Origin of the sequence: Segatella copri, assembly GCF_002224675.1 — a bacterium.
GTDB lineage: Bacteria > Bacteroidota > Bacteroidia > Bacteroidales > Bacteroidaceae > Prevotella > Prevotella copri_U.
On record NZ_NMPZ01000030.1, the window covers coordinates 1 to 12,225 of the forward strand.

12 protein-coding genes are annotated in these 12,225 nt (G+C 45.1%); 1 reads left to right on the forward strand and 11 read right to left on the reverse strand.

Annotated elements, in window-relative coordinates:
* Positions 1 to 122: 122 nt before the first annotated feature.
* The 8 genes from CFT61_RS14125 to CFT61_RS14165 form a co-directional block, all read right to left on the reverse strand.
* Entirely contained in the window at positions 123 to 506 is a 384-nt protein-coding gene (locus tag CFT61_RS14125) for a hypothetical protein (protein ID WP_089545041.1), read from the reverse strand.
* 136 nt (positions 507 to 642) lie between these two features.
* Positions 643 to 891 carry a DUF3127 domain-containing protein gene (locus tag CFT61_RS14130; protein WP_089545042.1) on the reverse strand — a complete coding sequence of 83 codons (249 nt, stop codon included), beginning with the start codon at positions 889 to 891 and terminating at the stop codon, positions 643 to 645.
* 294 nt (positions 892 to 1,185) lie between these two features.
* The gene (locus CFT61_RS14135; protein ID WP_089545043.1) at positions 1,186 to 2,661 is read right to left on the reverse strand and encodes an HIRAN domain-containing protein; all 1,476 of its coding nucleotides are present in this window, start codon (positions 2,659 to 2,661) and stop codon (positions 1,186 to 1,188) included.
* A gap of 155 nt (positions 2,662 to 2,816) precedes the next feature.
* Positions 2,817 to 3,089: an AAA family ATPase gene (locus CFT61_RS14140; protein ID WP_089545044.1), complete on the reverse strand. Its 273-nt coding sequence runs from the start codon at positions 3,087 to 3,089 to the stop codon at positions 2,817 to 2,819.
* Between the two features lie 95 nt (positions 3,090 to 3,184).
* Complete coding sequence (locus tag CFT61_RS14145) at positions 3,185 to 4,306, reverse strand: 5-methylcytosine restriction system specificity protein McrC (RefSeq protein ID WP_089545045.1); 1,122 nt, start codon at positions 4,304 to 4,306, stop codon at positions 3,185 to 3,187.
* Position 4,307: 1 nt separating this feature from the next.
* Positions 4,308 to 5,504, reverse strand: a complete 1,197-nt coding sequence (locus CFT61_RS17390) for an AAA family ATPase (protein WP_089545046.1) — start codon at positions 5,502 to 5,504, stop codon at positions 4,308 to 4,310.
* 272 nt (positions 5,505 to 5,776) lie between these two features.
* Positions 5,777 to 6,268 carry a hypothetical protein gene (locus tag CFT61_RS16670; protein WP_142990647.1) on the reverse strand — a complete coding sequence of 164 codons (492 nt, stop codon included), beginning with the start codon at positions 6,266 to 6,268 and terminating at the stop codon, positions 5,777 to 5,779.
* A 17-nt stretch (positions 6,269 to 6,285) separates the two neighbouring features.
* Positions 6,286 to 7,599: an AAA family ATPase gene (locus CFT61_RS14165; protein WP_089545049.1), complete on the reverse strand. Its 1,314-nt coding sequence runs from the start codon at positions 7,597 to 7,599 to the stop codon at positions 6,286 to 6,288.
* Positions 7,600 to 7,822: 223 nt separating this feature from the next.
* Here CFT61_RS14165 and CFT61_RS14170 point away from each other — a divergent pair, with 223 nt between their 5' ends.
* Positions 7,823 to 8,713, forward strand: coding sequence for an MBL fold metallo-hydrolase (locus CFT61_RS14170; RefSeq protein WP_254918991.1), 891 nt, complete (start codon positions 7,823 to 7,825; stop codon positions 8,711 to 8,713).
* A gap of 300 nt (positions 8,714 to 9,013) precedes the next feature.
* Here CFT61_RS14170 and cydB read toward each other — a convergent pair whose 3' ends face one another.
* The 3 genes from cydB to CFT61_RS14185 form a co-directional block, all read right to left on the reverse strand.
* Positions 9,014 to 10,150 carry a cytochrome d ubiquinol oxidase subunit II gene (gene cydB / locus CFT61_RS14175; RefSeq protein WP_089545050.1) on the reverse strand — a complete coding sequence of 379 codons (1,137 nt, stop codon included), beginning with the start codon at positions 10,148 to 10,150 and terminating at the stop codon, positions 9,014 to 9,016.
* 87 nt (positions 10,151 to 10,237) lie between these two features.
* Entirely contained in the window at positions 10,238 to 11,773 is a 1,536-nt protein-coding gene (locus tag CFT61_RS14180) for a cytochrome ubiquinol oxidase subunit I (RefSeq protein ID WP_089545077.1), read from the reverse strand.
* Between the two features lie 80 nt (positions 11,774 to 11,853).
* Positions 11,854 to 12,066 (reverse strand): DUF4492 domain-containing protein, encoded by a 213-nt coding sequence (locus CFT61_RS14185; RefSeq protein WP_089545078.1) that lies wholly within the window; start codon positions 12,064 to 12,066, stop codon positions 11,854 to 11,856.
* Positions 12,067 to 12,225: the final 159 nt, after the last annotated feature.

Below are 12,225 nucleotides of genomic sequence, written 5' to 3' on the forward strand. Positions count from 1 at the left end.
TTAATTAGTTATAGAATCTATAAAAAGGGGTTTTGTCTTGAAACACCCTTTTTGGAATATTGGAAGAACTGGAATATTGGAAGATTCGGGTTCTTCCTCTAAAAAGCCCTAGATCCTTTGGTTTATCTCTTCAACTGATACTCCACGATGGCATCTTTGGCCATAATTGCCTCGGCAGCAATTGTCTCGCTGATGTTCACACCCTCATCGCAGTAAACCTTCAGGGTGAGCTGGATGGCACCATCCTTGGTCTTCGACACACGACCGTGCGCCAGCTTCTTGATCAGCAGCGACTGCGTCTTGAGCTGCGGCTTCGGAACGAATTCGAAGGAGCCGTCGTTCAACTGCTGTGCAACGCCGAGACGATGGAAGCGTGGCATGCTGCCCACCACGGGATTATCGGGTGCAAACAGAAAATAATGAGTATCATCGTAGTAAGCCATGCCGCTCTTCTGAGTGTGCTGGCTGTTCATCAACTTGTGGATGTCATTAAAATCCTTTTTCATAACCTTAGTGAATTTAAGAGCAAAGAAAGCGAGAAACGTAGCGCTACCTTACCTCCGGAGATTCCTTCACTCACTCCACTCGGTTAATAATTAAAAACTAATAAAACTGACTGTGAATCAATTCAATTTATACATGTCAGTGATGGAACACCTGTCCATTATATTCACGTGTAGAAAATCTGAGCGTTACTGCCACAACATCACCTGGTGCCAGTTTGAACATAGCCATGTTTCCGAGCATCGTAGCCACGTAATGGTTCTCAAACTTTCCGCCCATTTCCTGCAGCACGATATTGCATTTCATGAGCTGTCCGTTCTCACTCTTCTGACTCTGCACAGCGAAGGCCTCGCCCTGCTGCACCACGCGCATCAATTTTGCATTCATAATCTTAATAAAGCAAGACCTAACCTTCCTTTAAGGCTCTTTAGTTTGTGGCTCCGATCTTGCTGAAAGCTGATGCAAAGTTAAGGCGAAAAATCCGTGTAAGTGCAAAGAAAATCGTTTTAAATCGTTGAAATTCAGTATTTTCGGAATCGTTCGGAATCATTCGGAATCAATCGGAATAAAATCAAGGAGTCAATCAGAACCCCATAAACACAAAAAGCGGCAACCACTATCCTTTTGTAGGATAATCGTTGCCGCTTTCTATAGCGTATTTTGTTTTCAAGAAACAAAAGATTATGGTTCTGCAGTTGTCATAGCTTTATAGATGTCATCTCCGATATTTCTATCAGTTCCCGACCATTGTAAATGTTTTGGTGGGAGTGAAGGTACTTTTTTGTCCTTCTTCTGGCTTCCGTGCAATTTTCTGTTCATTCCATCTGCCATATTTTTTATGGCTTTTTCATCGCTATACTTTAGCACTCCAATTCCAATCAAGGCACGGATAAAATCAATACACTTTGTTCCTGGACGAATAGCTTTTATTTCCATGACAACAGCCATCATCATAGCTACCTGTACATTGGTTGTCAAGTCAATCACAGAAGCTGCTTTTATAATTTGATTTCTTGAATTCATCACAACTCCATTGGGTAAAGTAAATGTAGGCTTCATTACTTTAATAATAGCTTCTCTACAGTCGTGTGGGATGATTACTTCATCAGGAACTACGTTTTGTTGGTCTGTATTGGATTCCTGATTAGACATTGACTCGTTTTGATAGAGTTGCTCTTTGAGTCTTAAAACCACAAGTTCGGTACCCATGATATCATACATTTCTCTTCTTGAAAGGTGAAGATAACGCATTTGTGGTACGATATCTTTCTTTTGCAAGTTGTGGGAGTGGAATATACCTCTTGGCACTTTGTCTAGCCAATCTGTCAGTCTGTTGAGTTCAGATTTTAGAATATCCGTTTTAGCCAGACCCAGTGGTGCTTTTAGATAGTTGTCGTCGTATCTTTTAAAAAATCCATCCTTTTCATTTGAGAAAAACTCTTTCATTCTAGCCAGATGATTCTCGTAAATCTTGTTTCTATCCTCTTCTCTATGTATATTTGCCACAAGGTTCTGGATTTTATGGCAGAGATCTTCTAATTTCTTTTTAGTTGAACTTGATATTGCAGGGTGATTGTTTGTGAAATCTTTCAACTTGTTGAGAATGCGACTTGTGTTTTTGCAATCAACATCGCAGAGTGTTAGGGGAATTTGGCTGTAGTAGTACTCACTTAGATTAATGAGTTCTTCGGCATCCTTATCATTAAAATCTCTTGGTAGCAGTAAGTTAGTAACCAATTCAATCTTATTCTCTTCCTCCATGAATGGCATGGAAATATCAAATGGGGATGGAGCGATTCGTCTTTTGTATGGTTCGGGGGCCAATAGGCATTCCTTGGGGGTGTCAACATCTGCCGTTAAAGTGATGTTGCCAATCTTGCCTATCACCTTAGCCTTTACTATTGTTGTAGAGGACAGCTCTGGGGGAAATACACGTTGTATTTCTTTTGTATAGTTTTCTGATATATAACCAATCTTGTTGTAGTTCTGATAGTACACGGCGATAGCGTTTGAACTATAAACATTATCTGGTTCTCTTTTCAAATAGACCATAGATGGAATAGGTAGCTGTGCTACAAAATCTTTGGCATTTTTGGTCTTTTCCTCGAAATCCTTTCCAGGCATTTGGTATCTGATTGCTGTAATCTCAAAATTCATTTTTATCTATATTATTAAGTTTTCTATATAATGTTTTTATGCTCTCCATACAACTCGGTCTAATCCTCCTTATCTAGATAAATACTTCCAAGGAATGGTAAATGAAGTCGCTCGCTTTCAGCATCTGTAACAGGAAGTGCTTCTTGCGGCTGTGATTATCCAGAAGAAAAGGAACGTACCCCCATTCCCATATTCTTGTTTTCCGGCTTGTCGAGCATGGTGCGGCGGAAGAATGACAGGGCATCGAGCAGGGTGGTTTTGCCACTGGCGTTGCTACCATACACGATACCAATCTTGAGGAGTTCAACACCTTCTGCCACTTCGTATAGGTATTGGCTTCTCATCTTGTCATCATTAGTAGGAAGGAAACTTAGCGTTTGCCTTTCCCTGATGCTGAAGAAGTTTTGTATTTGAAATTCCTGTATCATAGCTGTTCTTTTTTATAGTGGTGCAAATATACGATAAAAAAGCAGAAGTGCAAAATTAAAAATCTGTTTTCGTGAAAAAATCACGTTGTTTAATATTAAAAGCAGCGTTTTGTCACAATCTCCTTCACTCGTTCCTCAATCTTCCGCCACGGCTGTCCCAGGTTTACAGTCCTCACAAAGATGCGATGCCCGCCATCCTTATACCTATAAGAAAAGTCGAAATCCTCATCCACGGTGGGGTAAACCAGGGTGCCGCAAGCATTCAGAGTATGCGGCTTGCTCCGGTCTTCCTGGTTCATCACATAAGAAAGAATCTGCGAGAGATGCTCCCTTCGTACCTTCTCCCTGCCGCCATACTTCGAAACCAGCGCTTCCCTATAAAACTTGGCGTCCAGAATAAGCTTCTCCTGCTTCTCCGGGTTGAAAAGCGTCACGTCAGTCTCCATCATTGGCAGCGCATCGCCCGCCTCCTTAAACATCATTCCGAACGGAGAAAGCTGGAAATCAATGTATTCCCTATGCACCTCCGGATATTCCTCCCGGCAATGCTGCTTGCAGAAATTCATCAGAAAGCGCTCAAAGATGCAGTTCATCCGGAACTCATCCTCCGTGAAATCCACAAACTCCAGTCGTCCGTCTTTATCCTTGACAGGAAGCGTAGAATCCCAAATCAACTTGCAGACATTCAGCGCCAGCAAATAAACCCCATGATGGCGATGCCCCGTAAAATGCCCCGTAAGATGCCCAGGATGATTCCCTAGAAGCCGCTCCAGCAATCCCCCAGTAACGCGAATCTCCTCAATATGAGGAAATCTTACCAAAGTCTTTCGCAACCTCACTCTGATGTCCTCATCAATGCCCACTATCCTCATCAGCCTCTTCAAGGTAGAAAAGATAACCCGGTTGATGACCACATCCTGAGTCAATTCATCCACCTGACAGATAGTTCTGCCATTCAGATGCTTACAGCTCTTCAAGGTCTCAGCAAGATTCAGCTTGCCTCGAACGCCCTCCACTTCCTGTTCCTCAAACCGATACTCTCTTACAAGCCCTTGGCGCAGTAACCTATCGCAAGCATGAATCAAAACCATTGACAATAGGTTCTCCAGCGAATGGCATTTCTCGCCATCCACCTTCACCTTGTCGAGCTGGTCGCTTACGCCCCAGGCATAACAGAGCAGGTAATACAGATTCTCTATAGGAATTTTCTGTTGCATCTCAGAACTTCAGTTTGTTGCAAATCAATTCATACTTATCCTCATCATCGAAGCAGATTTCATGAAGATACGGGAAAAGCTCATACTCGCAAATATCTTTCCACCAGGCGGAAAAATCTTCACAACCCTCTGTCTGGCAGAAATAACTGTGCCCGATTTCAAGCCCTCTATCCATACTTGAAATCACCTCGTTGGCCGCTTTCACCTTGCTCACCACCAGCTCCGCATTCTCCTTGCTGATGCCTTTTCCTTCCAGAAAATTGATGAAAGCTTCGTTGAACTCTGGTTTGATAGAGATGAATCTGAATCGGCGGCGCAGAGCGTAATCCACGATGGCGAGCGAGCGGTCGGCGGTGTTCATGCAGCCTATCAGATAAACATTCTCGGGCACAAAGAAACGTTCATCATCTTCGTTGCTGTAGGTAAGCTTGATGGCATACTGTTTTTTGCGCTTGTCGGCCTCTATCAGCATCATCAGTTCGCCCAGAATCTTGCTGATGTTTCCGCGATTTATCTCGTCGATGATGAAGACAAACTGCTGGTCGGGCGAACGCCTAGCCTTGCTGCAGAAGTCAAAGAAAATGCCATTTTTCCGTTCAAAGCCACCCTCCTCAGAAGGGCGGATGCCCTGCACGAAATCCTCATAACTGTAGGATTGATGAAACTGCACCATCTCGATGTTCTCATCCTTCACATAGCCAATCAGCTGATAGGCTATCTTTCTGGCGAGGAAGGTCTTGCCCACGCCAGGTGCTCCCTCTAGGATGATGTTCTTCTTTGCCTTCAACAGGGAAACAAGCTTCTTGAATTGGCTAGCGCCGATGAATGGCTGATCTGTGTCTTTGTCAAACTCGTAAACAGGTTTGCCTTTCAGACCTTCGCAATAGTTCAGAAATTCGATGTATTTTCTTACGTGGCATCTCAGGCTTGTCATTTGGTGTCTCTTGCCGTAGTCCAGTTCTTCGTCTATTCTGCCTGTCAGGAGTTTGCTCACTTCTGTGGCATCCTCTGCTTTTTTGATTTCCAATACCGAGTTTACTCCGCAGGCCTCTTTAGCGACCTTGCAGATAACCTTGTTTGAGCCTACGCTGGCATAGCCACCGGGCTTGGTTTTGTCTATTTTCAGAAACTCCAGAAAGGCCTCCTTCACCTGTTCCTGGCTTTTCCCTTCTAATTTAAAAATATTTTTATCTACCATAATAAAAGTCTGATTTATATGTTGTTTTATAATCTTATTTTTAAGTCGGATCTAAGAAGATCTAAATCCCATGGGTATTGATCTAAGAAGATCTAATTGATTTGCTCATTTCGATAGGATCTTCTATCTTTGCAACGTGTTTGATAATTATATTGTAGAATTTAACAACGAAATTTATGGAAAAACAATGGATTTCAACTATTGAGCTGCTTAACTATCTGAAGGAACATCCTAATAAGGAGAAAGAATGCAGACTCAATTTGGGCTATGGCCTAGGTTCCACCCATTATTGGTATTGGGACCCCGAGACAAACATGTTCATGCACTCCCGCGATTGGGATTTTGAGCCTTATACCGCAAGTCAAGTGGTTAAATGGTACGGGGAGGGCAAATGGAAGATTGAGCAATGAATCATCCCGTAACCATGGCGTTGCTTCTTGTTGGGGAGCTTCGCAAGCGGGATGCATTGGAAGACGTAATTCTAGCAAATGACATTGGTAATCTACGGGTTTGCACGCATTGCGGGAAGTTGATGAATGAGGGATGGACGTGTGTAGATTCTCCTTATTGTTCAGATAAGTGCTTGCTTGCTGATAATCCAGACCTTGATTTGGATAATCTGGCAAAAATGACAGAACAGGAACTGGATGCGTCTGAAATCTTCTGGACAGCATGGGAAGGCTGATAGTCTTCTCGATTTCCATTAGAGTGGGGGTGAACGAATAGTTCATCCCCTTGTTGGTGTTGTATGTTTCTTCTGCCATAATCGTTGCTTTTTTGTTTAAATTAATTCTTTGCCTCCTTGTATAATTTCTTCTCCATAATTAATTAAAGTATTCATCTGGTTACGCGCTGCCTCGTTGGAAATCGCAAATCGGGTGTTGCCCTGGTAAGTTCCGTCAATCGTAACCATGCCGAAATAGAAGAGCTGACTCAGAATAGCATCGGGGGTGTTAATGTGGTTAACTGGGAAAATATCCAATAGATTTCCTAAAGCGAATCCCTTAACCGTCAAGGCTTTTATGATACAGGAATCACGGGCAAACTCCTTGTCGTAGCGAATGAGTTGGCGAACAATCTCATGGTCTATACTTGGGATAACTTCACATGGCTTCTTTGGAATCTCGTAATTGTTTTGAATGTAATTGTTCATAAAGTCAAGGACCATTGCTGGGTTGCAGATGGTAGTTTTTCCGCATTCAGAGGTGGCGAAACAATAATTGCCATACCATGGCTTCATCACTTCTATCAGCTCGTCCACGCTATGGCGGAATGGCAGCACGCTGGCGTAATAAGCCAGCATTTCACGCACTTCATCCTCGGTGAATCCCACCATCTCGTTGAACTCCGGAGACAGGGAATAGTTGGTACTGATGTTGAAAACATTGGCTAAATTGTACATGGTTACAGGGGTTACTCCTGTAATGAAAACTCTTGCTATAGAACTTGCTGCGGCACCCTTGATATTATTGAAAAAATGGCGCAAGTGTTCTTCGCCAAGAGTCTGTTCTTGGTGTTGTCCTTCATATTCCTTGTGGGCAAGAATCTGATTGGTAAAATGGTCGTATTCGTCGATGAAGAGATAAATCTTCAAGCCTGCTTCAGCACATTTGTCGCATAGAAATCCCAATTGGGCAACGGCATCTTCCTTTTGGTTCATCTCTTCCTTTGTGTCTGGTGGCAAAAGGTGGGCGTATCTGCTGCAGAAGGAATTGAACTTGTTGTTGCAATGGGCGTCAAGTCCTTTTTTATAATTATCCAATCCTGCAGAAATCATGGCAAAATTCAGGTGAAGGATGAGATAGCTGTTGCGTTCGGGGGTAGGATTTTCTCCGATGTAAAGTTTCCCGAAGAGGCTTTCAAACTTATCCTTCTTGTTGATGTCGTAATAGTTTTCGAGCATGGAGAGGGTAAGGCTCTTGCCGAAACGGCGAGGGCGAATGAAGAAGAAATACTTATTGGCATCTTCGATATCCTCGATGAAGGGAGTCTTATCTACATAGTAGCAATCGCCCTTTATTACATCCTCGAAATTCTGCATTCCGTAAGGGATGCGCTTGCGATAGATTCGCTTTTGTCTTTCTATTTTTGCCATAATCGAAACCAACTTTTTGTTTTTATGCCGCAAAGTTAAGATTATTATTTTGAATACGCAAAGTTTTTGGGGCTTTTTCTTGGTGGTTTATCAAAAAATAAGTAGTTTTGTGGGCGTGAATCTTCTCTGTAATAAGTGAATCAAATCTTCCTGATGATGAGGAGAACTATTCCTGATGCTGAGGGTATCTATTCCTGATGGGGGAGATTGAGATAAAATAAATATGAATCATAACGAAAATAGCGAAAAGATGAATCAAATTACGATGCTCGGAACGGGAAATGCTACGGTTTCCCAGATTTATAACACCTGTTTTTTGCTCAAGACTTCCAGCACTCTGATGCTGGTGGATGCGGGCGGAGGAAATGGAATCCTCTCGCAGCTGAAGAAGGTGAATGTTCAGATTTCTGACATTCATCATCTCTTCGTTACCCATGCGCATACCGACCACGTGCTGGGTGTGATTTGGGTAATCCGAATGGTGGCACAATGTAAGGGTTACGAGGGATTGCTGCATGTGTATGGAAACGACAAGGTGATGAAGGTAATCAAAACCATCATCGACATGATTCTTGCCAAGAAGCAACTGGCGAAGGTGGCTGAAAGGGTGGTGTTCCATCAGCTGGAAGATGGGGAGTGTTTCGAAGTGGGGGATATGAAGCTGGAATGCTTTGATATTCAATCTACTAAGGAGAAGCAGTTCGGATTCCGTGCTGAGTTGCCAGGAACTTCAGAAGATAATGTTTCAGAAGATAAGACTTCATCCGATAAAGCTGCATCTGAAAATCATGCTAAACCTTTGGTCTTGGCGTGTCTGGGCGATGAGCCTTATAATGAGCAGAACCGCCGCTACATTGAGGGGGCGGATTGGATGATGTGCGAGGCGTTCTGCCTCTATGCCGACCGGGATACATTCAAGCCTTACGAGAAATGCCACAGTACGGCGCTTGATGCCGGAAAACTGGCGGAGAAACTGGGGGTGAAGAATCTCATTCTTTATCATACGGAGGAGAAAACGCTGGCTACTCGTAAGGAAAATTACACCCGTGAAGCTGCTGAGAACTTCAAGGGTAGAATCTTCGTTCCGGATGATTTGGAAGTGATAGAGCTGTAGGATTTTTCCTTCATCTGATGATTTTTTCTTCATCGGATTACGCGGATGAAACGGATGCCTGAACCACATTCCTCGGATTACGCACGGAATTTAAACGGAAACTCGACCTGGCGGTCGTAACAGATACTCTCTATTATCTCCCTATTGCAAGGTGACAGCCAGGGCCGTTTGCCCTAGTTTCCGATTAAAATCCGTGCGTAATCGCTTAAGCAAGAATGTCTCCGATAACTCCGCGTATTCCGCTGAAGAGCTCTCCGAAATCTATCATGGCGTTGAAGTGACTCACTTTTTCTGTCTTTTTTAATACGCTTCTCCCTGCTCTATTTCTTCCTGCGTGATGCGCTTGCGGTCGATGGCACGCCAGGCGAAGACGATGTAGGCGAGGACGAACGGGATGAGGAGGGAAACTATCGCCATGGTGCGGAGCGTGAACTCGCTGCTGCAGCTGTTGGCGAGGGTGAGCGAACTCTGAAGGTCGATGTTCGACGGATAGTAGGCGGTGTGGTTCCAGCCGGCTATCAGCAGCAGAACCAGTACGGTGAGCACGGTTCCGATGCCCGTAAACCAGATTCCCTTTCTATACTGAACGCTTCTCGATGACTTGAAAATGCCGAAGAGAACGAGCACTACACCTATTAATAATATTACAAGCAAGATTGGCATCTCCAAAAGATTGTGAAGATACTTCATGCTCTCCAGCGTAATGCTGGAAGAAGAAGTGCTGAATCCATCCTTTACCAGCAGTCTGATGAGGAATGGCAGGAAGAACAATAGGAAAATGAGGGCATTCCATGGCAACTGGCGGGTGCAGCGCTCCTGAATCTGCTGGTGCTCGATGTTGTTCTTGATGTAGAGCATGCCCAGGATGCGGGCTAACATCAGTACGGCAAGTCCCAGCACCACATTCCATGGGTCGAGCAGGGCATCAAGACCATGACTGGCGTTCGCCCAGCGGCTGATGACGGGTTGCAGACTGTTGGTAATATTCCCCTTGTCTATCAGGAAATTGCTGCCGTTGAAGAAGGTGGCTACGGCGCCGCCAAGAAGCAGCGGACCCACGATGCCGTTGATGATGAGGCAGATCTGAAAGGTCTTTGGTCCAAGAAAATTACCTATCTTGTTCTGGAATTCATAGCTCACGGCTTGAATCACAAACGAGAACAGGATGATCATCCACAGCCAGTAGGCTCCGCCGAAACTGGTGCTGTAGAACAGCGGGAATGAGGCGAAGAAGGCTCCGCCGAAGGTGACGAGCGTGGTGAAGGTGAACTCCCATTTTCGCCCCGTGGAGTTGATGATGAGGCGACGCTCTTCTTCTGTTTTCCCCAAACAGAAAATCAAGGTGTTGGCTCCCTGTACAAACATGAGAAACACCAGCAGGGCTCCTAATAATGATACGAGGAACCACCAGTATGATTGCAAAAATTCGTATGTCATAATACTTTCGGGTTTTGTTGTTTACTGAAAAACTATCCTATGATTCTTTTCGATATCTTTCTGAAAAAACATTGATTATCAGAGAGATTAATCGTATTCCGGTCCTTTCTTGATCTGCTTCACCAGGATGCTGATTTCTACGGCGAGCATGGTGGTGAAGAGTGCCAGGAAGATGAAGAAGGTGGTGGCCACGCTGCCTGCCTCGATGTCGGAGATGGCGGCGCTAACCGGCAGCAGGTCTTGGATGGTCCAAGGCTGGCGACCGATTTCTGCTACTATCCAGCCCGATTCTGAGGCGATGTAAGCCAGCGGAATCATGATGATGGCGGAAATGAGGAACCATCGGTATTGGGCGATTTCCTTCTTATAAACCAGGAATAGGCTGAGGGCGAAGAAGAGGATGAGCAGGCAGCCTACTCCCACCATCAGGCGGAAGGCGTAGAAGCAGATAGGGATGCTCGGTACCAGTTCCTTGGCGTCCTTGATGTAACCATATCCGAAGTATTTCATGTTCTCCCTGAGGATAGGGAGCTGGTCTTGCGCCTTGGTTTCGCGATAGGTTTTCAGGGCAACAATCGCCTTCTTGCCCCGGGCTATCTTTTCCTGCACGGATGGTTCCCGGGTGCCATCCTCGTGGGTGTAACCCTTGATAATATCGTTCACGCCAGGCACGTAGCCATCGGCTGTGCGGGTGGCTAAGAACGAGAGCATGTTGGGGATGGCGATGCGCATGGCTGGCTCCTGCTCGTTTTCGTAATCGGGCTGCCGGAAGGGGTGAACGGCTGCTATCGCCGTAAGGCTCTCGCCCTTGCCACCATTATATAATGCTTCCATCGCAGCCAGTTTCATCGGCTGCACCTGTGCCACCCGATAGGCGGAATTGTCGCCGGTCATCGCAGCCAGCAGGGTGGCGATGAGTCCTACTCCGGCACCCATCTTGATGCTCGCCTTGGCAAGTTGGGTTTCTCTCTTCTTCAGGAGATACCAGCAGCTTACGGCTACCACGAAGGTGGCGCCGATGATCCACGAGGAAGTAACGGTATGGGTGAACTTGTTGATGGCGAATGGCGAGAGTGCCACATCCAGGAACGAGGTCATCTCGAAGCGCATGGTGTCGGGATTGAATTCCTGCCCCACCGGATATTGCATCCAGGCGTTGGCTACGAGAATCCACCAGGCTGAAATGGTGGCGCCAAGACCCGTGAGCCAGGTGGAGGCAAGGTGGAAGCCCCGGCTCACCTTATCCCAGCCGAAGAACATTACGGCTACGAAGGTGCTCTCCATGAAGAATGCCAGGATGCCTTCGATGGCTAGGGGAGCGCCGAATATGTCGCCCACGAACCAGGAGTAGTTGCTCCAGTTGGTTCCGAATTCAAACTCCAGGATGATTCCCGTGGCAACACCCATGGCGAAGTTCACGCCAAAGAGTTTTTGCCAGAAACGGGTTACGTGCTTCCAGAACGGCTTGTTGGTGCGGTAGTAACATGTTTCGGCAATGCCCATGATTACTGCCAGTCCCAGGGTGAGCGGAACGAACAGCCAATGGTAGATGGCCGTAAGTGCGAATTGCGCCCTCGACCAGTCGATGGTGGCTGATGTAATGTCTAACAATAGATTTGTCATCATAGTTGAATGGTTTTAAAATTGTTATTATATAATGTTTTTGTATTTCTTCTGATAATATAGGATTGAAATTCAGAGTCTTATCTGTTGAGAATTTCCTTGGATACGAAGCCAGCCTTGTCTCCGTTCTTGGAATTCGTATTGATAAAATCAGGAAAGAAGAAGAGCTTGAGCACCAGGAAGATGATGGCAAGCTTGATGAGGATGATGGTCCAGAGCGTCTTGCCCAGGGTCATCGTCCTGAAGCCATCATAATAGAGATGGAATATTTGGGATAGAAGTCCTTGCTTCATCGGCTTCACATCCGTTTTCATCAGGTTTTTATCTTTTTTCTTCTGCATAGTCACTCCTTCTTTTAAAAATCTGCTGCAAATCTACAATAAAATTATGTAATTACCAAATATTTTCTTGAAAAAGTTACAAAAAAGGAAAGAAATGTTTTAAAGTCACAG